The sequence below is a fragment of the Mameliella sp. CS4 genome (assembly GCF_019392335.1).
GTDB lineage: Bacteria > Pseudomonadota > Alphaproteobacteria > Rhodobacterales > Rhodobacteraceae > Antarctobacter.
This window is the reverse complement of the sequence record NZ_JAHXRQ010000003.1, coordinates 155,075-176,747: the sequence shown is the minus strand read 5'-3', so window position 1 is coordinate 176,747 and position 21,673 is coordinate 155,075. Positions and strand designations below refer to the sequence as shown.

24 protein-coding genes are annotated in these 21,673 nt (G+C 65.6%); 18 read left to right on the top strand and 6 right to left on the bottom strand.

The window, feature by feature from the left end; all coding sequences use genetic code 11:
• Nucleotides 1-4: 4 nt before the first annotated feature.
• Nucleotides 5-2,032, bottom strand: coding sequence for a TonB-dependent receptor domain-containing protein (locus tag KZZ07_RS06370; protein WP_219512963.1), 2,028 nt, complete (start codon nt 2,030-2,032; stop codon nt 5-7).
• A gap of 198 nt (nt 2,033-2,230) precedes the next feature.
• Between KZZ07_RS06370 and KZZ07_RS06365 the strand changes: the two genes are divergently transcribed.
• The 12 genes from KZZ07_RS06365 (at nt 2,231) to KZZ07_RS06310 (ending at nt 10,159) form a co-directional block, all read left to right on the top strand.
• Nucleotides 2,231-3,289, top strand: a complete 1,059-nt coding sequence (locus KZZ07_RS06365; RefSeq protein ID WP_219512962.1) for a hemin-degrading factor — start codon at nt 2,231-2,233, stop codon at nt 3,287-3,289.
• Nucleotides 3,286-4,179 carry a heme/hemin ABC transporter substrate-binding protein gene (locus KZZ07_RS06360; protein WP_255564192.1) on the top strand — a complete coding sequence of 298 codons (894 nt, stop codon included), beginning with the start codon at nt 3,286-3,288 and terminating at the stop codon, nt 4,177-4,179. Before KZZ07_RS06365 ends, KZZ07_RS06360 begins: the two co-directional genes overlap by 4 nt.
• 4 nt (nt 4,180-4,183) lie before the next feature.
• Complete coding sequence (locus KZZ07_RS06355; RefSeq protein ID WP_219512961.1) at nt 4,184-5,251, top strand: FecCD family ABC transporter permease; 1,068 nt, start codon at nt 4,184-4,186, stop codon at nt 5,249-5,251.
• Nucleotides 5,248-6,030 (top strand): heme ABC transporter ATP-binding protein, encoded by a 783-nt coding sequence (locus tag KZZ07_RS06350; RefSeq protein ID WP_219512960.1) that lies wholly within the window; start codon nt 5,248-5,250, stop codon nt 6,028-6,030. The genes KZZ07_RS06355 and KZZ07_RS06350 overlap by 4 nt, the downstream gene beginning before the upstream one ends.
• A gap of 10 nt (nt 6,031-6,040) precedes the next feature.
• Nucleotides 6,041-6,790 (top strand): ChaN family lipoprotein, encoded by a 750-nt coding sequence (locus tag KZZ07_RS06345; RefSeq protein WP_255564191.1) that lies wholly within the window; start codon nt 6,041-6,043, stop codon nt 6,788-6,790.
• Nucleotides 6,791-6,802: 12 nt separating this feature from the next.
• Nucleotides 6,803-7,126, top strand: coding sequence for a heme-degrading protein HmuQ (hmuQ, locus tag KZZ07_RS06340; RefSeq protein ID WP_219512958.1), 324 nt, complete (start codon nt 6,803-6,805; stop codon nt 7,124-7,126).
• A complete protein-coding gene (locus tag KZZ07_RS06335) occupies nt 7,123-7,290 on the top strand; it encodes a hypothetical protein (RefSeq protein ID WP_219512957.1) in 168 nt (55 codons plus the stop codon). Before hmuQ ends, KZZ07_RS06335 begins: the two co-directional genes overlap by 4 nt.
• A 117-nt stretch (nt 7,291-7,407) precedes the next feature.
• Nucleotides 7,408-7,836: a hypothetical protein gene (locus KZZ07_RS06330; RefSeq protein WP_255564190.1), complete on the top strand. Its 429-nt coding sequence runs from the start codon at nt 7,408-7,410 to the stop codon at nt 7,834-7,836.
• Nucleotides 7,833-8,489 (top strand): MotA/TolQ/ExbB proton channel family protein, encoded by a 657-nt coding sequence (locus KZZ07_RS06325; protein ID WP_219512955.1) that lies wholly within the window; start codon nt 7,833-7,835, stop codon nt 8,487-8,489. Before KZZ07_RS06330 ends, KZZ07_RS06325 begins: the two co-directional genes overlap by 4 nt.
• Nucleotides 8,482-8,868 (top strand): biopolymer transporter ExbD, encoded by a 387-nt coding sequence (locus tag KZZ07_RS06320; protein WP_255564189.1) that lies wholly within the window; start codon nt 8,482-8,484, stop codon nt 8,866-8,868. The genes KZZ07_RS06325 and KZZ07_RS06320 overlap by 8 nt, the downstream gene beginning before the upstream one ends.
• Nucleotides 8,865-9,251, top strand: a complete 387-nt coding sequence (locus KZZ07_RS06315; protein ID WP_219512953.1) for an ExbD/TolR family protein — start codon at nt 8,865-8,867, stop codon at nt 9,249-9,251. Before KZZ07_RS06320 ends, KZZ07_RS06315 begins: the two co-directional genes overlap by 4 nt.
• A complete protein-coding gene (locus tag KZZ07_RS06310) occupies nt 9,248-10,159 on the top strand; it encodes an energy transducer TonB family protein (protein ID WP_219512951.1) in 912 nt (303 codons plus the stop codon). The genes KZZ07_RS06315 and KZZ07_RS06310 overlap by 4 nt, the downstream gene beginning before the upstream one ends.
• A 4-nt stretch (nt 10,160-10,163) precedes the next feature.
• On the opposite strand, the gene KZZ07_RS06305 is transcribed toward KZZ07_RS06310, so the two are convergent.
• The 4 genes from KZZ07_RS06305 to KZZ07_RS06290 are packed head-to-tail and all read right to left on the bottom strand — an operon-like array spanning nt 10,164 to nt 13,370.
• Nucleotides 10,164-10,910, bottom strand: coding sequence for an amino acid ABC transporter ATP-binding protein (locus tag KZZ07_RS06305; RefSeq protein ID WP_255564188.1), 747 nt, complete (start codon nt 10,908-10,910; stop codon nt 10,164-10,166).
• 7 nt (nt 10,911-10,917) lie between these two features.
• Nucleotides 10,918-11,787, bottom strand: a complete 870-nt coding sequence (locus tag KZZ07_RS06300; RefSeq protein ID WP_255564187.1) for an amino acid ABC transporter permease — start codon at nt 11,785-11,787, stop codon at nt 10,918-10,920.
• A complete protein-coding gene (locus KZZ07_RS06295; RefSeq protein WP_219512950.1) occupies nt 11,777-12,529 on the bottom strand; it encodes an amino acid ABC transporter permease in 753 nt (250 codons plus the stop codon). The genes KZZ07_RS06300 and KZZ07_RS06295 overlap by 11 nt, the downstream gene beginning before the upstream one ends.
• 1 nt (nt 12,530) lies before the next feature.
• Nucleotides 12,531-13,370 (bottom strand): transporter substrate-binding domain-containing protein, encoded by an 840-nt coding sequence (locus tag KZZ07_RS06290; protein WP_219512949.1) that lies wholly within the window; start codon nt 13,368-13,370, stop codon nt 12,531-12,533.
• A 672-nt stretch (nt 13,371-14,042) separates the two neighbouring features.
• On the opposite strand from KZZ07_RS06290, the gene KZZ07_RS06285 reads away from it, so the two are divergent.
• Genes KZZ07_RS06285 through KZZ07_RS06265 form a run of 5 tightly spaced genes read left to right on the top strand, consistent with a single transcriptional unit; the run spans nt 14,043 to nt 20,227 of the window.
• The gene (locus tag KZZ07_RS06285; RefSeq protein WP_219512948.1) at nt 14,043-14,861 is read left to right on the top strand and encodes a creatininase family protein; all 819 of its coding nucleotides are present in this window, start codon (nt 14,043-14,045) and stop codon (nt 14,859-14,861) included.
• 1 nt (nt 14,862) lies between these two features.
• Nucleotides 14,863-16,446, top strand: a complete 1,584-nt coding sequence (locus KZZ07_RS06280; protein ID WP_219512947.1) for a CocE/NonD family hydrolase — start codon at nt 14,863-14,865, stop codon at nt 16,444-16,446.
• On the top strand, nt 16,439-17,467 hold the full coding sequence (locus tag KZZ07_RS06275) for an ABC transporter ATP-binding protein (RefSeq protein ID WP_219512946.1): 1,029 nt from the start codon (nt 16,439-16,441) through the stop codon (nt 17,465-17,467). Before KZZ07_RS06280 ends, KZZ07_RS06275 begins: the two co-directional genes overlap by 8 nt.
• A gap of 34 nt (nt 17,468-17,501) precedes the next feature.
• On the top strand, nt 17,502-18,542 hold the full coding sequence (locus KZZ07_RS06270; protein WP_219512945.1) for an ABC transporter substrate-binding protein: 1,041 nt from the start codon (nt 17,502-17,504) through the stop codon (nt 18,540-18,542).
• Nucleotides 18,539-20,227 (top strand): ABC transporter permease subunit, encoded by a 1,689-nt coding sequence (locus KZZ07_RS06265; RefSeq protein WP_219512944.1) that lies wholly within the window; start codon nt 18,539-18,541, stop codon nt 20,225-20,227. Before KZZ07_RS06270 ends, KZZ07_RS06265 begins: the two co-directional genes overlap by 4 nt.
• A gap of 17 nt (nt 20,228-20,244) precedes the next feature.
• On the opposite strand, the gene KZZ07_RS06260 is transcribed toward KZZ07_RS06265, so the two are convergent.
• Complete coding sequence (locus KZZ07_RS06260) at nt 20,245-21,132, bottom strand: LysR family transcriptional regulator (RefSeq protein WP_219512943.1); 888 nt, start codon at nt 21,130-21,132, stop codon at nt 20,245-20,247.
• A gap of 114 nt (nt 21,133-21,246) precedes the next feature.
• Between KZZ07_RS06260 and KZZ07_RS06255 the strand changes: the two genes are divergently transcribed.
• Entirely contained in the window at nt 21,247-21,672 is a 426-nt protein-coding gene (locus KZZ07_RS06255; protein ID WP_219512942.1) for a cupin domain-containing protein, read from the top strand.
• Nucleotide 21,673: the final 1 nt, after the last annotated feature.

Genomic DNA, 21,673 nt, shown 5'->3' with positions numbered 1-21,673 from the left:
CGGCTCAGAACGTCTTGGTCAGGCTGACCTTGAAGGTCCGGCCCGGCGCCTTGCGCGTGGATGAGGACAGGTGCCCGACATAATCGGCGTCAAAGGCATTCTCGATCCCGAACCGCACCTCGGTGCCTGTCATCCAGGACGCCTGGTCCGGCCGCCATGTGGCGCGCAGGTTGTGCACGGTGACAGTGTCCAGGTCGGCGCCCAGCGCATCGCGGCGATCTGCGGAATGCACCATCTCCCAGCTCAGGTCCAACCCGTCCTCCCACTTCTTGCCCAGCGTCAGTTGCACGCGGTCGGCGGCGGCGTTGCGCCAGGTGATGCCGCCCGCCCCGGGGGCGAATTCCTCGCCCGAGCCGACGTGGCCCGCGAAATCGACATAGGCCCCGCTGGCATGACCGTAAGAGGCTTCCAGCTCCAGCCCCCGTGTCTCGACCCGGTCGAGGGTGGTCGAGGTGGACCCGGCGGCGGTGTAGCTGGTGATGTCCCACATGGTCGTGGCATAGAGGTTGCCCCGAATGGTAAAGGTATCGCCCGCGCCAAAGACATCCGCGCCGGTGTATTCCGCCCCCAACTCGAAAGTATGCGACTTTTCCGTGGTGTCCATGCGGGCAAGCGCGGCGGCGCTGGCGCCCAGGTCGTCGATGATCGGCAGGCCCTCGGTATAGGCGGCACTGCCGAAGACCGACACCCCGTTGCCAATGTCATAGGACAGCGCCAACCCGCCCATCAGCGTATCATTGGTGAACGTGCCGTAGGTCGTCGCGCTTTTGACGGTCGAGGTCTCGTAGCGCAGCGCAGGCGTGACGGTGAAAGCGCCCATCGTGATCTCGTCCACCAGGAACAGGGCAAAGCGCCGGTCGGACCCGCCGGGGGCGCCGGCGGCATCGTTGTCCTTGCGGTCCCGATGGATGAACTCGGCGCCGGCAAGCAGGTCATGCCCGAAAGCATCCGAGCCGAACAGCGCACGGTTCGACAGGGTCAGCTTGGTGGTCTGATACCGCTGGTCCGCGTTGACCGTGTCGACCAGGAAGGGAAAGGTCGGCGTGCCTTCCAGCGGCGACGAGCCCGGCACATAGTCATATTCGATCATCTGGTCCGCAAAGGACAGGTTCACCCGCATGTCCACCAGATCGCTGACCGGATTGAACCGGTAGTCGATCACCGCCTGCCGCGTGTCGGTCAGCCGGTCGACATTGCCGAATGTGCCGCCGGTGGTGGCGAACTGGTCATAGGGCACGTCCTTGTCATCAGCGCGGGTCTGCGAATAGCTGAAGGTCAGCTCATGCGCATCCTCCTGCCCAAAGGTGAACCTGGCCTTGGCCAGCCCCGAGGGCGTGCGGAAGGCGCTGTTGCCGATGGTTCGCCCATCGCCCGCGGTCAGATCATCCTGATCCCGGATCGTGTAGTTGAACAGGAATTCCGCGCGGTCCGTCGGCTGCCAGGCCAGGGTGGTGGAGCTGACCTTGCCCGCCCCGTTCGAACTGAATTCAAAGGTCTGCGCCCCTGCAAAGCCCGGCACGCCCCCCGTGAAATCCGAGGCGTCCTTGCTTTCCAGCTTGACCACCCCGCCGACGATGCCCGACCCATAGGCAAAGCTGCCGATGGTGCCGCGCAGGACCTCGGCGTTCTTGTACAGCAACGGGTCGGTGAACAGCTGCGTACCGATGCGGTACAGTTCCTCGGACCCCACGGCGGCGCCATCCACCAGCACCGCGATCTTCTGGTCCGAACCGTAGGTGGTGTTCGCGCCAAACCCGCGAATGTTGATCCCCGACCCCTGCGGCGTGGTGCCGTTGACCAGCGTCACGCCGGGCACGGAATCGATCAGCTGCGCCACGGTGCTGGCCTGGCGATCCTGGATTTCCTCCTCGTCGATGACGGTGCGCGACAGCGCCGTGCCAAAACTGAGGTCCCGTTTGCCTCCGGTCAGAATCAGGGTCCCGAGGAACCCGGGGGCGTCCTGTGCCGTCGCTGGCAATGCCAGCGACAGGCAGACAAGCGCGGTGGTCCCGCGCAAAAGGGGAGTGAGCATAAGCGCCTTCCTTCGTGTCCATGTAAGTGCCGTGGCTTGCGAAGGCTGGCGCGGGCGAAGTGTTGCCTGGGCGATAAAACGTATCGTGACGGGTTGCAGCCTTACGGTATCCAGACTAAAATAGTCAAGTAATTAGCGTAAGCCACGCGGGGCAGCAGCCCGGCGAAGCCAGCAGACTTTCCCTGACCCGAGGACGTCATGACCGAGCAGCTTACGCCATCACCAGAACAGATCCGTGCCGCCGAGGCCGACACCCCCAAGATGCGCGCGCGCGACCTTGCCGCGCAACTGGGCATCACCGAGGCCCAGCTTGTCGCCGCCCGTGTCGGTGACGGCGCAACCCGCATCGACGCCCACCCCGACCGCATCATGCCGGGCGCCGCACGCCTGGGCGAGGTCATGGCCCTGACCCGGGTTGAGGGCTGCGTGCATGAAAAGGTCGGACACTACGCCAACTACCACCCCGGCGATCATGCGGCGATGGTGCTGGCTGAGGACATCGACCTGCGCATCTTCCCCTCTCACTGGGTCCATGCCTACGCGGTGGACACACCCGGGCAGGACGGCAACGCGCCGCGCCGATCGCTGCAAGTCTTCGACGCGGCGGGCGATGCGATCCACAAGATCCACCTGCGCGAGACCTCGCACCATAACGCCTGGGCCGATCTTGTCTCGGAGCTGGCCCTGCCCGACCAGGCCCCGGGTCAGACTGTGGCACCACGCAAGCCCGTCGAAGGGGCGAAATCGCGCCCTGACAAGCTGGACATATTGCGTGAGGAATGGGCACGCCTGACGGACACGCATCAATTCTTGCGCCTGTGTTCCAAGCTCAAGATGAACCGCCTTGGCGCTTACCGGATCGCGGGCGCGCCATTCGTGCGCGCACTGGCCCCCAAGGCCGTCAACGCCATGCTGGAGGCGGTGCGCGACGCGGGAATCGAGGTGATGATCTTTGTCGGCAACCGGGGCTGTATCCAGATCCACTCCGGCCCGGTGAACACCCTGCACCCGATGGGCCCCTGGCAAAACGTGATGGACCCCGGCTTCAACCTGCACCTTCGTCTGGACAAGGTGGCCGAGATCTGGGCCGTGGAAAAGCCCACCCAGCGCGGACCGGCCGTTTCGGTCGAGGCATTCGATGCCGAGGGCGCGCTGATCTTCCAGGTCTTCGGTGTTGGTAAGGAAGGGCGCGATTCACGGCCCGCCTGGGGCAGGATCGTCGCGGCCCTGCCCGCGCGCGAAGAGGTGCCGGCATGAAACGCTGCACGTCTTCCAGCGGGCTGGCCATGTTCACCGGCCTGTCCACCGCGATGTTCGGCGCGCTGGTCGCGCTGACCGTTTCCGCGCAGCAACCCGCCCATCCGCAGGCCGATGTCCTGTCGATCGGCGGAGCGGTGACGGAAATCGTGGTGGCCCTGGGCCAGCAGCACCGCCTGCTGGCCCGTGACACCACATCGACTTACCCCCCGGCGGTGACCAACCTGCCGGACGTCGGCTACATGCGCGCGCTGTCTCCCGAGGGCGTGCTCTCGGTCGGTCCCAGCCTGATCCTGTCGGAGGAAGGCGCCGGGCCGCCCGAGGCCTTGGAGGTGATCCGCGCCGCCGACCTAGCCTATGTCGAGGTGCCCGACGCGCTGGACGCCACTGGCATCCTGGACAAGATCGAGATCGTCGGCACCGCCCTGGGCGTGCCCGAGCGGGCCAAGGGGCTGGCAGCCGAGGTTGGCGCGGCGCTGGACGCGGCACAGGCCCGCGCGGACATACCCGCTGAGGATCGCAAGCGCGTGCTCTTTGTCCTGTCCACCGATGGCGGCAAGATCAACGCCTCGGGCACCGGGACGGCGGCAGATGCGATCATCCGCATGGCCGGGGGCGTGAACGCCGTCGAGGATTTCACCGGCTACAAGCAGTTGACGGACGAGGCCGTGGGCCTCGCCGCGCCCGACGTGATCCTGATGATGGACCGCACGGGCGATCACGCGGCGGGGGATGACGAGCTGTTCGACATGCCCGCCATCCGGATGACCCCTGCGGCAGAGACGCGGTCCGTCGTGCGCATGGACGGGCTCTTGATACTGGGGTTCGGGCCGCGCACGGCAGAGGCCATCGAGGCGCTGAACGCGGCGCTCTACGGAACGCCGGGCTGATCCGATGACCGCGATCACTGACCCGCTTGTCCCGCCGCGCGACCGGCTGGCCCACGCCCGCGTGCTGCATTGGATGCTGGCCGCGTTCCTGCTGCTTTGCGCGCTGGCCAGCCTGCAGGTGGGCGCCGCCGATGTGACCCTGACCGCCCTTCTGGGCAAGCTGGTCAGCGGCGAACCCCTGAGCCAGATGGAACGGGTTGTCCTCTTCGACATCCGCCTGCCGCGCCTGACGATGGGCCTTCTGGTGGGGGCCGCGCTGGCCGTGTCCGGCGCGGCGATGCAGGGGTTGTTCCGCAACCCGCTGGCCGATCCGGGTATCGTCGGCGTGGGGGCAGGCGCCGGGCTGGGCGCGATCCTGGCCATTGTCCTGGGCGCCTTGCTGCCCGCATGGATGCAAGAGCTGACCGGCGACCAGCTGACGCCCTTCGCCGCTTTCCTGGGGGGCTGGGGATCGACCCTGCTGCTCTACCGCGTGTCCACCCGGCACGGGCGCACCTCTGTGGCGACAATGCTGCTGGCAGGCATCGCTCTGGGGGCACTGGCCGGGGCGCTCTCGGGCATCCTCGTCTACATCGCCGACGACAGGCAGTTGCGGGATCTCACCTTCTGGGGGCTGGGATCGCTTGCCGGGGCAAGCTGGGCCAAGGTGTTTGCCGCCGGACCGCTGATCCTGCTGTCCATCGGTGCCACCCTGGTGCTGGGGCGCGGGCTGAACGCGCTGGCGCTGGGAGAGGCGACCGCCGCCCATATCGGCATCAACGTCCAGCGCATGAAAAACGTCGCGATCCTTGCCGTGGCGGGCTCCGCCGGGGCGGCGGTCGCCGTCTCGGGCGGCATCGGTTTTATCGGGATCGTCGTGCCGCATCTTCTGCGGCTCGGCTCCGGCCCGGATCACCGCACACTCTTGCTGAATTCTGCGCTTCTGGGGGCCAGCCTGCTGATCCTGGCGGATGTGATCGCCCGCGTCATCATCGCCCCCGCTGAACTTCCCATCGGGATCGTCACCGCCGTTCTGGGCGCGCCGGTCTTTCTGTGGATTCTTCTGAAACGACAAGGATTGGTCGCGCCATGACGCTGGTGGCTGAAAACATCCGGGTCCGCTATGGTCGCCGCGAGGCGCTGCGCGGGGTCAGCCTGACCGCAGAGTCGGGCGAGGTCACGGCCATCGTCGGCCCCAACGGGTCGGGCAAATCCACCCTGCTGGGCGCCATCGACGGCACCCTGCCGCACCAGGGCCACGTGCGCCTGAACGGGCTGGACGTCTCCGGGCAACCGGCCTGGAAACTGGCCGCCACCCGTGCCGTCCTGCCACAAGCCTCTCGCCTGGCCTTTCCCTTTACGGTGATCGAGGTCGTGCGCATCGGGGTGCAGGCGGGCACGTCGGGCGACCGGCCAGAGGTGCCGATGCAGGCGCTGGCCCGCGTCGGGCTGGCGCACTACGCCGACCGTCTGTTCCAGGATCTCTCTGGGGGCGAGGCGCAGCGCGTCATGCTGGCGCGTGTGCTGGCGCAAGTCTGGGCACCGGTCGAGGACGGCGTGCCGCGCTGGCTCCTGCTGGATGAACCGGTCTCCAGCCTGGACATCGCGCACCAGTTGCAGGTGATGGAGATCGCGCGCGACTTTGCCCGTGGCGGAGGCGGCGTTCTGGCCGTCATGCATGACCTGAACCTGACCGCGCTCTTTGCCGACAGGATCGCCGTCCTTGCAGAGGGGCAGCGTGTGGCCTTCGGCACCCCTGCCGAAGTCCTGACCGACGACACCCTGTCGCGCGCCTATGGCTGCGCGCTGCGCGTCTCTGCCCCGCCGCCGGCAGATATTCCCTTTGTCCTGCCGCACGCGGCATCCGCCTGAAAGGTCACCCATGCGTCTTGTTCCCCTGTTAGTCTGCCTCGCCACGCCTGCCTTGGCCGATCCCGTGGCCGATATCGTCATCCTCGGAGAGGTCCACGACAATCCCGAGGCCCACATCGGCCAGGCTGCGGCACTGGAAAGCTTGACCCCCACCGCCGTGGTCTTTGAAATGCTGACCGCCGGGGATGCGCTCCGCGCCGATCAGGACCGCGACCAGATCCCGGCGATCTGGGACACTGGCGGCTGGCCGGACTATGCCCTGTATGCACCGGTCTTTGGCGCCCTGGGCGCGGCACGCATTGTCGGCGCCGCCGCCCCGCGCGAGACGGTGCGCGCCGTCTATGGGGACGGCGCCGCGACCCTCTTTGGCGTTGATGCCCCACGGTTCGGCCTGGACAAGGCCCTGCCCGACGCGCAGCAGACCCTGCGCGAAGAGATGCAGTTCGACGCCCATTGCCAGGCCATGCCGCGCGAGATGATGGCAGGCATGGTCGAGGTGCAGCGCTACCGCGACGCCGTCTTTGCCCGCGCGGCCCTTGAGGCACTGGACACCTACGGCCCGCCCATCGCGGTCATCGCAGGCAACGGCCATGCCCGCACCGACTGGGGCATTCCCGCCGTGATCGCCCGGGTCGCACCAGAGGTCACGACCCATGCCATCGGCTTTGTCGAGGCACAGACTGACACGCCTTTCGACACCGTTACCATCGTTCCCCCGGCGCCGCGCGACGATCCCTGCGCCAGCCTGCAAACCAACTGAGGAGAAAACGCCATGTACCTGGCCATGAATCGCTTTACCGTCCCGCTGGAAAACGCCGCCGAGTTCGAAGAGCTCTGGCTGTCGCGCGAAAGCCACCTGCGCGATATGGCGGGGTTTGTCGCTTTCGACATGCTGCGCGGCCCGGAGGAAGACGGCAAGATCCTCTACGCTTCGCACACCGTCTGGGAAAGCGAGGCGCATTTCCGCGCCTGGACCCGGAGCGAGCAATTCCGCACCGCCCACACCCGTGCTGGCCAGACCCGCAAACTGCACGAGGGCGCGCCCCGGTTCGAGGGCTTCACCTCGATCCAGAGCATCGCGGCACGGGCCGCATGAGCGCGCCGGACCGGGATCAGGACGATCGATTCCGCACCGTTTGCTGGCGCGAGCTGCTGCATTCGGAAACCGACCAGTTCGACAGCGCGGGTCTGGCCCTGGAACAGCTGATCGATCTGCAGCGGGTGGTCGGCCCGCGCCCCGATCCGCGCCATCCACAATAACAAACTTTTTCTATCAGGAATTGTCCGACAGATCGCTGCCTGCTAGTCACATGATCAACCAGCCAGGGTGTCCCGCCCCAGCCAGACACGAAAATCCCATCGATGGGGGCTGGTTTCATGAACCTTCCGTCCTTTGGCATTCCCGCGCTCTGCGCCCTTGCCGTGACCTTTGCAGCGCCCGCGCAGTCAGAGACGGCGCAGGGTGCGCATGTCTCGCTGGAACTCAACGCGCTGGAACCGGTCGACGGCGCCTGCCGCATCAGCTTTCTGATCCAGAACGGCCATGACAGCGACATCGCACGGGCCGTCTACGAGGCGGTGCTGTTCGACACCGAGGGCCGCGTGGATCGCATGACCCTGTTCGATTTCGGGAACCTGCCCGCCGCCCGCCCACGCGTGCGCCAGTTCCTTGTCCCCGGCCTGATCTGTTCCGACCTGGGCCGCCTGCTGATCAATGGCGCCGAAACCTGCGAGGCCGCCAGTCCCGGTGCCTGTACGCAGGACCTGCACCTGCGCAGCCGCACCGAGGTGGAGATCATCGGATGATCGAGACTTTGCAAGACGCCGTGCAACGGATCTTTGACCTTGGCGGTCCGGTTGTCATCCTGCTGGGGGCGCTATCCATCGTGGTCTCGGCTGTCGTGCTCTACAAGCTCTGGCAATTCACCGCGGCGGGTGTCGGGCGCCACCGCGCCCTGCGTGCGGCGATCGAGGCCTGGGACATGGGCAACCGTCTGGCCGCGCGGCGCCACCTGGACCTGTCGCGCAGCTATCTGCGCCCGGTGGTGGCGATGGCGCTGGACGGCCAGGACGATGCCGACCGGCTGGAGGCCGAGGCAGAGGTGCGCTTTGCCCGCCTTGAATCCGGGTTTCGGCTGCTCGAGTCCATTGCGCAACTGGCGCCCCTGCTCGGCCTCTTCGGCACGGTTCTGGGCATGATCTCGGCCTTCCAGGCGCTGCAAGAGGCCGGGGCGCAGGTCGACCCCTCGATCCTCGCGGGCGGCATCTGGGTCGCGCTGCTGACCACCGCCGTGGGGCTGGCCGTTGCCATGCCCACTGCGCTGGTGCTGAGCTGGTTCGAGGGCCAGATGGACGCCGAAAGGGTGCTGGCGCAAAAGGCCCTGCGCACGATCCTGGCGCCTGCAGATCACGCCCTCGGGGTCTCCCCCGCACCGGCGACAGTGCCAGCCCATGCGTAGGCGTCACCGGCGGCGGAAACTGTCGATGACCTCGCTCATCGACGTGATCTTTCTCCTGCTGCTGTTCTTCATGCTCTCCTCGACCTTTTCGCGCTTTGCCGAGGTTGAACTGGCCGCAGGCGGTGCCGGAACCGGCGAAGCCTCTGGCCTGCGCCCGGTGTTTCTAAGGTTGGCACCCGATGGGCTGAGCCTCAACGGCACGTCGCACGACCTCACGGCCCTGCCCGAGGCGCTGCGCCAACATCGGAAAGACATAGACGCCGACCTGACCGTCGTGGTCGCCCTGCAAGGCGCGGTCACGGCCCAGCGCCTGACCGATCTGCTGGTGGCGGTCCGCGCCCTGCCCGGCGTCAGGCTCACGGTCCTGGAAACCTCATGAGAGATCGCCGACAGAAAACCGAGCGTGAACCGACCATCGCGCTGATCAACATCGTCTTCCTGATGCTGATCTTCTTTCTCGTGGCGGGGACGCTGGCCCGCCCGCTGGACAAGGATCTGACGCTGGTGCGCACGGCGGATCTGGACACCACCGCGCCCGCCGATGCGCTGGTGATCCACGCGGACGGGCGCATGACCTGGCGCGGGGCATCGCAGGCCAGCGCCGCCAACTTCATGGCGCAACTGCCCGCAGAGGCAAAGGCCCGTGTGCGCATCATCCCAGACCGGAACCTGAACGCCGCCGATCTGGTCCGGATCGGACGTGCCCTGCGTGGGGCTGGAGCCGAAAAAATTGTCATTGTCACCGAGAAGGCCCTAGAATGATCGTCTCGTCCCGACTTGCCAAATCATCCGCCGTGTCGCTGGCGCTGTTGGCCCATGGCGCCGTCGCCCTGACTCTTGCCAGCCCCGAAGGGGCCCGGATCGAAGGCGCCTCGGGCGGGGCCGAGGTGCGGCTTGGGTCATCCTTTGCCGACATGGCGGCGGGCCTTGTCCGGCCCGAACCCGCGAAGACACCTGCAGAGAAAGCAGACCCGGAAAAACTGACGCCCGAGCGGGCCAAAGCCCGTGTCGAGCAGACGCCTGAACGGGCGCCCCCCCTTCTGGCTGCGATCGCCCCGGCAGAGGCCGACAGCAGCCCGCGCCTTGAGGCGTTGAAACCCGATGCTCCCGAAACGCTGGACCTGGTCGCCGCGGCCCCCGCGATCAAACCGCTCACAGCGGACAGTGCCCCTGCCGACCGGTTGACCGGAGAAGCGCCGAAAAGCGCGGCGGTCTCTCGGTCGCTGCGGCCAAAGATGCGCACACCGGAGTTCGAAGCCGCGAACAAGCCGGTGGCCAAGTCGAGGCCCAAACCCGCCCCGCAAGGCGGCGGCGCCGCGCGCAGCGCCCGCGCCGGAAGCCCCACCGGCAACGAGGCCGCCAAGGCGCGCAAGACCGGCAACAACGGTCACAAGGCCGCGCCGGGCAACGCAGCGGCCAGCAACTATCCCGGCCAAGTCATGCGCAAGCTGTCCCGCGCCGGGCGGCCCCGCGTGAACGCACGCGGCACCGCCGTCGTGGCTTTCTCGATTTCCTCGGCTGGCGGCCTGGCCTCGCTGTCGCTGGCGCGCAGTTCCGGGTCCTCGGCGCTGGACCGGGCCGCGCTCGGCGTGGTGCGCAGCGCGGCCCCCTTCCCCCGTCCGCCCAGCGGCGCAAGGCGCAGCTTCGCGATCGAGATAAAGGGACGCTGAGACCCTACAGGATCTGGCTGAGGAACTCCTTGGTGCGCGGGTCCTTTGCCTCGTCAAAGAAGCTGGCCGGCGGCCCGTGTTCCACGATCACGCCCCTGTCCGTGAAATAGATGTGATCCGCCACCTCGCGGGCAAAGCCCATCTCATGCGTGACAAGGATGCAGGTCATGCCCTCTGCTGCCAGGTCCTTGATCGTGACCAGCACTTCCTTGACGGTTTCAGGGTCCAGCGCCGCCGTCACCTCGTCGAACAGCATCACGTCGGGCCGCATGGCCAGGCTGCGGGCAATGGCCACGCGCTGTTGCTGACCGCCGGACAGCTCGCCGGGGTAGTTGTCTTCTTTCCCCTCCAGCCGCACCTTCTTGATCAGCGAGCGCGCCCGGTCCTCGACCGTCCTGGGATCTTCCTTGAGCACCTTCAGCGGCGCCATCATGACGTTTTCCAGCGCCGTCTTGTGCGGAAACAGGTTGTATTGCTGGAACACCATGCCGACTTTCTTGCGCAACGCCAGCTTGTCCAGTTTCGGGTCGCTGACCTCCTGCCCCTCGACGGTGATCGAACCCCGCTGAATGTCGTTCAGCGCGTTGATGCAGCGGATCAGGGTCGACTTGCCCGACCCCGAGGGGCCGATGATGCAGATCACCTCGCCCTTCATCACGTCCAGGCTGACGCCCTTCAGCACCTCGAAGTCGCCAAAGCTCTTGTGTACGTCCTTGAGGGACACGATGGGCAAATCGGGGGTCCAGCTCATGGCAACCTCACAGTTTCACGGAATAGCGCCGTTCCAGCGCGATGGTCAGCCGGGCGATCGGGTAGCAATAGGCAAAGAACAGCACCAGCGCATAGCCGTAGAAGGGCATCAAGAGTTCCGGGTGGTTGTTCTCGGCCTCCATCGCCTGACGGGAAAAGGTGATGATCTCACCGACGCCCAGGAGCGAACAGAGCGGTGTGGCCATCGTCAGGATCGCGTACCAGTTCATCCAGGGCGGGATCATCCGCTTGAAGCACTGCGGCAGGATGATCTGCCACAGGGTTTGTGTGCGGGTGAAGGACAGGCTCTCCGCCGCCTCCCACTGCGCCGAGGGCACCGAGTTGACCGCGCCGCGCACGATCTCGGAGATATTGGCCATGACCGGCAGGCTGAGCCCGATCACCGCCTTGACCCAGCCCGGGATCGGGATGGTCACACCAAAGACCGTGATCTGAAAGGGAAAGGCCAGAAGCACCACGAAGAGCAGAACCAGCCAGGGTGAATTTCGGAACAGCTGCGTGATCGCCCAGGAGATCCCGCGCGTCACCTTGTTGCGCGACAGTTGCGCCAGCCCCAGCGCCGCGCCCAGCGTGGTGCCGATCAGCATCGCGAAAAGCGAGATCAGGACGTTGAACAGGAACCCCTGAAAGGTCAGGAAGGGAATCCAGCGCCAGAGTGCGGCAAAGGCATCCACGGTGCCGAACATGGCCGATTGGGCAAAGGCCGCGGCGGGCCAGAGTGCCAGCAGGACAAGCAAGCTCCACGGCGGCAGCGATCCCAGCCAGCGCACCAGGAACAGCTCGTCATATTGATGCCCGCGCAGGACATAGGGTTTCATGACCGGCAGATCGGTCGTCCCGTGCAACCTACTGTCCATAGCCGGGAATCCTCATTTTGCGTTCCCAGCGGTTCATGCCCATCACCAGGATGCCGACCAGCAGGATATAGGTCACGAAAAGCAGCAGCATCGTGGGGTTCTGCGCCGAGGGGAAATCGTTCCAGACCGACACGCTTTCATACAGCAGTTCGGGCACGGCGATGGCATAGGCCTGGGTCGTCGTCTTGACCAGGTTCACCAGGTTGTTGTTCAGCGAGGGGATCGACACCCGCAGCGCCAGCGGAAAGACCACCTCGCGGTAGGTCTGCGTCCGCGTCATGCCCAGGCTTTCCGCCGCCTCGACAGTGGAGTCAGGCACCGCCTCGATCCCGGCGCGAAAGATTTCCACGTTGAAAGCGCCGGCAAAGAAGGACAGCGAGATGATCGCCCATCCGACGTTCGAGATGATCGGCACCTCCAGCCAGCCGTCCGGGCTGTAGGACGGCGTGAACTGGCCCAGCGCAAAGTAGAAAAACAGCAGCTGCACCAGGGGCGGCGTGTTGCGGAAAAACTGGATATACCCCTGCACCAGGGCGCGCAGCACGCGGTTGTGCGCGCCCTGCGCCCAGGCACCGACAACGCCGATGATCACGGACAGGATCACGCAGGCGATGCTCAGCTGTATGGTCATCCACAGGCCGGACAGAATCCGCCCGGCCTGTTTCTCGTCATAGAGCCAGATGAAGTTCCACCGCGCATGCTCGGCGGCGAGTTCGCGAAAGAACTCCTCGAATCCGATCATGTTATTCCGGCATCGGCGTCGTCTGCTGGATCAGCTCCTGTTGCTTGGCCAGGAAGGCGGTGGGCTTGATCCCCCACTTTTCTTCCAGTTCGATCAGCGTACCGTCGAGATGCCACTGGTACTGCATGCCCTTCATGAAGGCACCGAAGACGCAGTCTTCCTCGGACTTGGGCACGGCCAGCCCCCAGGGGCTGTCATCCTCGGACGGCAGCGGCATTTCGAAATCGTCCCAGTTTCCGCTGGCGATGTCCGACCCGATCGAGCTGTCGTCATAGACGAAGGCCACGCATTTCTTGTCGCGCAGCGCCTGCTTGGCCTCCGCGGTGCCGGAGAAGGCCACGACCTCGACGTCGTAACGATCCTCGACGATCTGGTTATAGAAGGCGCCCTGAATACCGCAGACCGGCTTGCCTGTCAGGTCCGACCAGTCGGTAAAGCCCAGCTGCTTGGGCGCCATGACGTTCGTGCCGGAGGTGTAGTAGTTGGGGCCGACGATCCCCACCAGTTCCCGCCGGTCGGGGCGGTCGGTCATGGTGGCGATCATCAGGTCGATCTGGCCTTGTTCCAGGAACTGCATCCGGTTCGAGCTGACGACGGCCATCAGTTCCAGGTCGACACCCATCGTGTCGGCGATCATCTGGGCCATGTCCGGTTCCATCCCGATGATGGACCCGTCGGTATCGCGATACCCCCAGGGTTTGTAATCAGCCTTGACCCCCACGGTGAGCGTGCCGCTCTCCATGACCTTCTTCCATGTGTCGTTGGTGCACTCCTGCGCCGCCACGCTGAGCGGGGCCAGGGCCGTCGAGGTCACAAGAGCGGTGGCAATAAATCGTTTCATATGTTTCTCCCTTGTTATCGAACATATTGTTTTTGATGAGCGTTCGCTGAGGTCAGTTTGGCACAGCCGACGCGAGAGTCAAAAAAGTTCGCGCCAGGGCCTTTGGATTTCCGACGGGCGCCGCGGTTCGCCCAACTGCGCGGCACTGCGAAGCGGGGGACACGCCGCAGCGCGTCAATTCCCGCAAGGTTGGGGTCTTCCTCCACTATGGCCATTCGGGCGCGTGTTTTTCCCGCCCTGAATTTATGCATCCCGCGCCTTACCGCACATCCAAGCGGCAGTGCAGCATTGCGCATGCGGCGAGCCCTCTGCGCCGGGCCCAAACCGAAGCGGCCCCATCAGCCTGCCGGCAGACAAGGTCAAACCCTGCACTCCGGTCAGGTGAAAACCTGGACTGGTACAGGAATCCCCTCTCCTCCTCGCCGCCCGCAGCCCCTTGCAAAACATGCAAATATTGCCTTCAGGACGGGGTAACGGCGCCCCCGCCCACGGTCGGCAGGACTGCCGAAGGCCTGACCCGCAGAAACCGCCAGGCCCCGATTTTTGAACGGCGTCCTTCGTCATACGTTGCCAATTTGGCAACGCAAACCTCTAAAAACGCCGCTTTTCCTGCATCACAAACCGCGACAACAGTCAGGTGAATCACTCGAACACCTGACGGAGACGGCGCAAATGAAGCTCAAATCGAACTGGTGGTGGGATCTCTCCACCAAGGATTTCTCCGACCTGGACATGAGCAAGGTCGTCGCCGTTCTGCCCACGGCCGCCGTGGAACAGCACGGCCCGCACCTGCCCGTCCGCGTCGACAGCGCCATCAATGCCGGCATCATGGACCGCGTCGCCCAGCGCATCCCCGACGACCTGCACGCCCTGATCCTGCCGATGCAGGCGGTGGGCAAATCGGTCGAGCATCTGGAATTCCCCGGCACCCTGACCCACAGCTACGAGACCCTCGCCCGGATCTGGTTCGAGATCGGCGAAAGCGTCGCGCGCACCGGCTGCCGCAAGCTGGTCTTTGCCAACTGGCACGGCGGCCAGCCCCAGGTGATGGAAATCGTCTGCCGCGAGTTGCGGGTCAAGCTGGGCATGTTTGCAGTCAGCGCCAATGCCTCGGCCGACCTCGATGTCTCGGACCTCTTCGACGGGCAGGAGATGAAGCACGGCATCCACGGTGGCGAGTTCGAGACCTCTCTGCTGCTCGAACTGCACCCCGAGCTGGTGGATATGAACCTGGCCGAGGATTTCGAGCCGCTCTCGGTCGAGATGGAAAAGGCCGGCGGTATTCTGACCCCCGAAGGCCGCATCGGCTATGGCTGGCAGACCCAGGACCTGCATCCCTCCGGCGCCTGCGGCAATGCCGCCGCCGCCGATGCAGAGCGCGGCCGGATCGCGCTGGACCGCGCCGCCGACCGGTTCGTCGCGCTGCTGAAAGAGGTTCGGGACTTCCCGATCGAACGCGTGACGCAGAAAACCATGTACAACGATGCGTGACATGGCGGACACCCCGCCACGGCCCCTGCTGCCGGTGCGCGGCCCTGTCCGGCAGGACCTGCGCTTGAAGGACGGGACCCGCCTGGTCGCCGACATCTGGCGGCCGGACACGCAGGACAGCCTGCCGGTCCTGCTGATGCGCCAGCCCTATGGTCGCGCCATCGCCTCGACCGTCACGCTGGCCCATCCCGCATGGTACGCGGCGCGCGGCTATTTCGTCGCCATCCAGGACGTGCGCGGCACCGGCGAGTCCGAGGGCGATTTCGACGCGCTGGTCAATGAGGCCGAGGACGGCGCCGAGACCCTCGACTGGGCGCGTGACCTGCCGGGATCAAACGGCAAGGTCGGCACCTACGGCTTCTCCTACCAGGGCACCACGCAGTTCCTGATGCTGGCGGGCGGCGCCCGGCCCGACGCGATGGCGGTCTCGATGGCGTCATGGTCCCCCCTGACCGACTGGCTGTCCGAAGGCGAGTTGTTCCGCTGCCGGATGTCCACCTTCTGGGCCGCGCAGATGGCCCGGCTAAAGGCCCGCCGGACAGGCGACGAGGCGGCGCTCGGCGCATTGGCGCCCGACCGGAGCTGGCAGGCGCAGTTCGACTTTCTCATGACACGCCCGGACCTGTCGCATCTCTCCCGCTGGGCCAGCGGTGAGCCGGGCGTGGACCCGGCGGCGGACCTGAACCCTCCTCCCGCCGTGCCCCTGATGCAGACCGCCGGGACGGCCGATTTCTTCCTGCGGGGCTCGCTGGCCGCCGACAGGGCCTTTCGCGCGGTCTCTGCCGAAACGACGCATCTTATCCTTGGTCCCTGGGGACACATCGGATGGAACCGCTCCGCCGGTTTGGCGCGGCTGGCACCGGGGGCGGAGATCTCGGTCGACCGGGCGCAGCTCGCCTTTTTCGATCACTACCTCAAGGATATTGGTCCGCGCCCCGCCGGGGTCACGGCCTATGACGCGGGCACCGACAGCTGGCACCAGACCGAAACCATCGCCGGATCGGGGTCGCGGATCTATCACCTAACGTCAGACGGCCTTGCGTCACAGATGGTGACGGACGGTCGGCTGACGACCGGTCCCGCCAAGCCGGGAACCGACATGCTGGTCCTTGATCCTACCCGGCAGGCGCCACTGTGCGGGGGCGCCTTCACGGGTCCGGTCGATCTTGGTCCGTTGCACGACCGGTCCGATGTGGCCTGCTACACCACCGCACCGCTTGCCGAACCGATGCACCTGCGCGACCGGGTCGAGGCCGAAATCACGCTGGACGTCGATGGCCCGCACCCGGGACTGGCAGCAACGCTGGCGGTCGTGGACCGGCACGGCACCGCCACGGCACTGGCCGCGACCGTCACGCGCCTGAAGGGCGGGACGCTGCGCCTGGTGTTCGAGGGGCTCTTTCACAGCCTGCATCCCGGGCAGGCCCTGCGCCTGTCCATCCAGGCCGCCCCCCTGCCCGACGTCCAGCCTTATCCGGCCACGGACCTCACCGATCCCGGCGTGATCGCCACGACCATCGCCATCGACCACGGTGCCAGCCGGCTCCTCGTCTTCACCGCAGATCAGGAAACACCTCATGCGTGACCGCAACTATCTCATTCTGGACGCGATAACCGCCATGTACGGGGACACCGTCGCGGTCGATCAGCTGACGCTGGAAATCGCCCGCGGAGAGTTGTTGTCGCTGCTGGGGCCGTCCGGCTGCGGCAAGACCACGACGCTGCGCATGATCGCCGGGTTCATCCAGCCCTCATCGGGGCACATCATGGTCAACGGACAGGACATCACCCGCCTGCCCCCGCACAAGCGCAACATCGGCGTGGTCTTTCAGGCCTACGCGCTGTTCCCGCACCTCTCGGCGCTGGAGAACGTGGGCTTCGGCCTGCGGATGCGCAATGTTCCCAAGGCGCAGCGGCAGGAACGCGCCCGCGCCGCGCTGGAGACCGTGGGCCTGGGGGCCTTCGCCGACCGCCTGCCCGGCAATCTCTCCGGCGGTCAGCAGCAGCGCGTCGCCCTGGCCCGCGCGCTGGTGATCGAACCCGAGGTCCTGTTGCTGGACGAACCGCTGTCGAACCTCGACGCCAACCTGCGGTCCGAGATGCGCGACGAGATCCGCGCCCTGCAACAGCGCCTTGGCATCACGACCATTTTCGTCACCCACGACCAGCAAGAGGCGCTTTCGATGTCCGACCGTATCGCCGTCATGGACGGCGGTCTGATTTCGGAACTGGGCACGCCGCAACAGCTTTGCGATACGCCGACATCGGCCTTCACGGCCAAGTTCCTGGGCGCACGCACGGTGCTGAACGGCAGCGTCGACAACGGCGTGTTCCAAACCAAGGGCGTACGCTGCGAAGGCGCGCCGGACGGGGCGACCAAGATGGTGCTGCGCGCCTCGCGCCTGCGTCTGGGCGACGCGCCGACCGGGCCGCTGTCCCTGTCGGGCACCGTCACCTCGGTCAACTACCTTGGCGAGACCTTCGAGATCGACCTTGCCTCTGCCAGCGGCCCGGTCCGGCTGACCATCCCCTCGGACCTGGCCGCCCCGGCGGCGGGCGCAACCGCCTCTGTCGAGGCCTTGCCCGGCGCCGTTACCTTCATCTGAACGACCCAACCACCCACCAACAGGAGTAAATGAAATGGCTTTGAACCGCAGACAGTTTACCGGCCTGATGGCCGCGGGCCTTGCCGCCCCCGCGTCGATCATCCGCCCGGCCTATGCCCAGCCCAAACCCGGTGACGAACTGGTTGTCGGTATCTGGGGCGGCGCGCAGGAAAAGATCGTCAAGAAACACATCGAGCCAAAGCTGGTCGAGAAGTATGGCTGCAAGGTCTCTTACGTCCTGGGCGGCACCGGCGAACGCCGCGCGCGCGCCTACGCCGAACGCGGCCGGCCCAGCTTTGACGTGCTGTACCTGAACATTTACGAAAGCCGTCAGGCCGTCGCCGATGGCGTCACCCAGCCCGCCAGCCCGGCGGTGCCGAACTACGAGTACCTTTATCCGCTGGCCCGCAAGGGCGGTTACGGGGTGGCCTTCAACCCCTGCACAATCGTCTACGACAAGACCGCCGCCTCGGCGCCGATCACCTCGTGGAAGGACATGTGGAACCCGGAATGGAAAGGCCGGATCGCCTGGCCGAACGGCCTGGGCGCCGAGGGTATCTCGGCCCTGATGATGACCGCCAAGGCCTGGGGTTATTCCATCGAGGAATTCGACAAGGTGGTCGAAAAGGTCAAGGAACTGAAACCCTTTGCCGGCATCCAGGGCAGCCAGGCGCAACTGTTCGACATGCTGGACCAGAACGTCGCCGACCTGTCGGTCGAGTTCGCCTCCTTCACCCGCATGTACGCCGAAAGCCGCAACCCCAACTGCGCCATCGCAACGCCGGTCGAAGGCCAGGCCGTGACGATGAACGTGGCCTGCATCACCGAGGGCACGCGCAACCAGAAGCTGGCCGAGGAATGGGTGAACCTGCATCTCAGCCCCGAGACCATGCTCGCCTACGCGAACGAGATCTACTACTCGCCCACCGTCAACAACGTCGAGATCCCGCCCGAGCTTGAGGGCAAGGTCATCACCGCCGGCAATGTCGACAGCCTTGTCGATTTCGACTGGGATTACATCAACGCCCACCGCGCCGAGTGGCAGGCGAAATATGACCGGGAGATCGCTGGATGAAACGCTGGATCGGTCCGGTTCTGTCCTTTCCCGTAACCGCATGGCTGCTACTGGCCTTCGCGGCTCCGATGGGGGTGGTCGTGCTGCTGTCGCTGCACGAATACCCCAGCCCCTTCGGCCCGGTGATCCAGAGCCCATCCCTGGTACAATTCGTCAAGATCCTGACCGATCCATTCTATCTTTCGGTGATCGCCGAAACCGTGCTGCTCGGCCTGGCCGTCACCGCGATTTCGGCGCTCCTCGGATACCCCCTGGCCTATTGGCTGGCGCGCATGCCATCGAAATGGCGTGCGCTGTCCTTCGCGGTGATCCTCATTCCCCTGCTGACAAACGTGGTTGTCCGGTCGCTGGGGATCATGCTGCTGTTGTCGCCGCAGGGACTCATCAACACGTTCACAGGCTGGTTCGGCATTCCGCCAATCGAAACCATGCTGTTCAATCACGGGGCGGTCACGGTCGCGCTGGCGCAGGTCTTTATGCCCTTCATGGTGCTGGCGCTCTATGACAACCTGCAGAACACCTCTCCGCGGATCCACGAAGCCGCCGAAAGCCTGGGCGCCTCGCCCGGGATGCGCTTTCTGACCGTTGATTTCCCGATGTCGCTGCCCGGGCTGCGGTCGGGCGTGATCGTGGTCTTCCTGATGGCGACGACCTCTTATGTTTCGGCCACGCTTCTGGGCGGCGGCAAGGTCTGGACGATGGGGATGCTGGTGCTGAACGAGGCGATCAGCAATCTCAACGCGACGATGGCCTCGGCGCTGTCGCTGGTGATGACGACGGTCGGTCTGGGTTTCATCGCGCTGGCGACGCTCTGGCTGAACCGCTTCATGCGCTGGCGCCAGGGGGTGCCCTCATCGCCCTGGACGATCCCCGCCTGGGTGGCGGTGCTTGTCGACCGGGTCGGTCCGCCGCTGCGCTACCTGCTGCTGTTCTGCGCGATCGGGCTGCTGATCCTGCCGCTGGTGCTGGTCATGATCCAGAGCTTCAACGACGTGCCGCTGGCCACCGCCGCCGGGTTCAAGGGCTTTACCCTGGAATGGTATCGCCGCGTCCTGATCGAAGGCGATTACACCAGGAACTTCCTGGTTTCGGTCAAGCTGGCCCTGGTCGCCGTGTCCATCGCGGTTTTGCTGGCCATGCCGGCGGCCTTTGCCCTGGCGCGCTATCCCTTCCGGATGCGGCCCGTTCTGCTGGCCTTCTGGATGCTGCCCCTGTCGCTGCCCGGCGTGGCCATCGCCGTCGGAATGCTGAAACTGCTGCAGGTCTACCTGATCATCCCGCCCTTTGCCGGGCTGGTCTCGATCCACGTCGTTGTGATCCTGCCCTTCATCATCACCCTGCTGACCACCTCCGCCATGACGCTTGACCGTTCGCTGGAAGAGGCTGCCGCCAGCCTCGGGGCGAACAAGATGCGGTGTTTCCTGCTGATTACCCTGCCGGGCATGGCGCCGGGGATTTTCGCGGCCGCGCTGGTCGGCTTCCTGATGAGCTTTGGCGAAGTCACCGTGACCAGCTTTCTCACCACCGCGCGCCTGACGACGCTGCCGGTCCGGATCTATTCCGAAGCGACCTTTGCGCTGGAACCCACGGCACATGCGATCTCTGCCCTGCTGATCGTCGTTACGACCGTGGCGCTGGCGCTGCTGGGCAAGTTCGTGCGTCTCGACCGGCTGTATTCGAGGTGACGCAGATGCAATGTCTCTTACCCCAGGGCCGCGCGGAAATGCTCTGCCAGAACACTGCCCAGCGCGGAGGGATTTCGCTCGGGCCCCAGCAAGATCAACCTTTGCGTCTCGCGGGCAAACTCCTCGACCGGGACAAAGGCAAGCTGACCGGCGGCCACCTCGGTCTCGATATCGAAGGGTGTCAGAAAGGTGATGCATCCGCCCAGCCGCGTCAGGTGGCGCATCATCTCGATCGAGTTCGTCTCGATCAGGTCGCTGGGCCTGCCCCCCGAACGGGCAAAGAGCTTTTCCAGGTGCGGGCGGATCACCATGCTCGTATCCGCCACCACCATCGTGTAGTCGGCGCATTCGTCCAAACGGACGCTGGAACGCCCGGCAAAAGGGTGATCCGGCGGCACGACAACCCCGAGATTGACCATCGCGACCGCCAGTTGCCGGACGTTGGGACGCTGCGGAAAGTCGAACCCGATGGCCAGGTCGGACTGCCCCTCGGCCACGGCGGCGATCATCTCGTCCGGGTCGGTCATCAGCTGCAGGCGCACCGCGACCTTGGGGTTGGCCTTGCGGAACTGCATCACCACGCGCGGCACGATGTTCGAGGCAAGCCCGCTCATCAGCACGACCGACACCTCGCCCCGGCGCAGCCCCTTGAGGTCCTCGATCAGGGCAAGATTCCTGTCCATCTCGCGCAGGGTCTCGCGGATATGAACCAGCAGGATTTCCCCGGCGGCGGTCAGCGTCAGCGACCGCGGCGCCCGGTTGAAGATCGGCGTACCGAGGTCCTCTTCCAGCGACTTGATCTGCCGCGAGATCGCCGAGGCCGCGACGTTCAGCTTGTCCGCCGCGGCCCGGATCGACCCCTGCCGCGCCACTTCGTCCACATAGGTCAGAACCCTCGCGTGCATCCGCTTCTCCGTTGCCTAACCATCATCGAAATCCCGGTTTCCGATGCCAAACATGGCACGCGCATCCCCCGTTCACCATCCCGCAGAACCGCGAACTGACAAAAGGTTTCCCAGATGATCAAATCCTTCTCACATGAACAGGTGGCCAAGGCCGAGGCCTGGAAGATCGCGCCCACGGACAGCAACTATTTCGTGATGCTCTTCGACCCAGCCAATGCGCCGACCGACAACATCTACGTCGTCGAGATCTTCACCAAGGACGGCGCGACCCCGCCGAACAGCCACTCCAATGCGCATGAGTTCTTTTACGTGATCGAGGGCGAAGGCTATGCCTCGTCAGATGGCGACCGCCTGCCCATCGCGAAAGGCGACGCGCTGCTGTTGAACCCCGGTTCCCTCCACGTGGTCGAGAACACCGGCAAGGGCAAGCTCTATACGCTGACGGTGATGACCCCGAACCAGGATTTCTCGGAACTGATCCGCTCGGGAGAGCGGGTGGAGCTGGACGACGAAGACCTGCGTGTTCTGACAGAGGCCTGAA

Bases quoted from the DNA above. Each gene is read 5' to 3' on its own strand.
- KZZ07_RS06335 (WP_219512957.1), top strand. From the start codon at position 7,123: ATGAGCGCGCCGGACCGGGATCAGGACGATCGATTCCGCACCGTTTGC.
- KZZ07_RS06300 (WP_255564187.1), bottom strand. From the start codon at position 11,787: ATGGACAGTAGGTTGCACGGGACGACCGATCTGCCGGTCATGAAACCC.
- KZZ07_RS06310 (WP_219512951.1), top strand. From the start codon at position 9,248: ATGATCGTCTCGTCCCGACTTGCCAAATCATCCGCCGTGTCGCTGGCG.
- KZZ07_RS06370 (WP_219512963.1), bottom strand. From the start codon at position 2,032: ATGCTCACTCCCCTTTTGCGCGGGACCACCGCGCTTGTCTGCCTGTCG.
- KZZ07_RS06260 (WP_219512943.1), bottom strand. From the start codon at position 21,132: ATGCACGCGAGGGTTCTGACCTATGTGGACGAAGTGGCGCGGCAGGGG.
- KZZ07_RS06270 (WP_219512945.1), top strand. From the start codon at position 17,502: ATGGCTTTGAACCGCAGACAGTTTACCGGCCTGATGGCCGCGGGCCTT.
- KZZ07_RS06330 (WP_255564190.1), top strand. From the start codon at position 7,408: ATGAACCTTCCGTCCTTTGGCATTCCCGCGCTCTGCGCCCTTGCCGTG.
- KZZ07_RS06285 (WP_219512948.1), top strand. From the start codon at position 14,043: ATGAAGCTCAAATCGAACTGGTGGTGGGATCTCTCCACCAAGGATTTC.
- KZZ07_RS06305 (WP_255564188.1), bottom strand. From the start codon at position 10,910: ATGAGCTGGACCCCCGATTTGCCCATCGTGTCCCTCAAGGACGTACAC.
- KZZ07_RS06255 (WP_219512942.1), top strand. From the start codon at position 21,247: ATGATCAAATCCTTCTCACATGAACAGGTGGCCAAGGCCGAGGCCTGG.
- KZZ07_RS06355 (WP_219512961.1), top strand. From the start codon at position 4,184: ATGACCGCGATCACTGACCCGCTTGTCCCGCCGCGCGACCGGCTGGCC.
- KZZ07_RS06320 (WP_255564189.1), top strand. From the start codon at position 8,482: ATGCGTAGGCGTCACCGGCGGCGGAAACTGTCGATGACCTCGCTCATC.
- KZZ07_RS06365 (WP_219512962.1), top strand. From the start codon at position 2,231: ATGACCGAGCAGCTTACGCCATCACCAGAACAGATCCGTGCCGCCGAG.
- KZZ07_RS06350 (WP_219512960.1), top strand. From the start codon at position 5,248: ATGACGCTGGTGGCTGAAAACATCCGGGTCCGCTATGGTCGCCGCGAG.
- KZZ07_RS06290 (WP_219512949.1), bottom strand. From the start codon at position 13,370: ATGAAACGATTTATTGCCACCGCTCTTGTGACCTCGACGGCCCTGGCC.
- KZZ07_RS06280 (WP_219512947.1), top strand. From the start codon at position 14,863: ATGGCGGACACCCCGCCACGGCCCCTGCTGCCGGTGCGCGGCCCTGTC.
- KZZ07_RS06345 (WP_255564191.1), top strand. From the start codon at position 6,041: ATGCGTCTTGTTCCCCTGTTAGTCTGCCTCGCCACGCCTGCCTTGGCC.
- KZZ07_RS06325 (WP_219512955.1), top strand. From the start codon at position 7,833: ATGATCGAGACTTTGCAAGACGCCGTGCAACGGATCTTTGACCTTGGC.
- KZZ07_RS06295 (WP_219512950.1), bottom strand. From the start codon at position 12,529: ATGATCGGATTCGAGGAGTTCTTTCGCGAACTCGCCGCCGAGCATGCG.
- KZZ07_RS06265 (WP_219512944.1), top strand. From the start codon at position 18,539: ATGAAACGCTGGATCGGTCCGGTTCTGTCCTTTCCCGTAACCGCATGG.
- KZZ07_RS06275 (WP_219512946.1), top strand. From the start codon at position 16,439: ATGCGTGACCGCAACTATCTCATTCTGGACGCGATAACCGCCATGTAC.
- KZZ07_RS06315 (WP_219512953.1), top strand. From the start codon at position 8,865: ATGAGAGATCGCCGACAGAAAACCGAGCGTGAACCGACCATCGCGCTG.
- hmuQ (WP_219512958.1), top strand. From the start codon at position 6,803: ATGTACCTGGCCATGAATCGCTTTACCGTCCCGCTGGAAAACGCCGCC.
- KZZ07_RS06360 (WP_255564192.1), top strand. From the start codon at position 3,286: ATGAAACGCTGCACGTCTTCCAGCGGGCTGGCCATGTTCACCGGCCTG.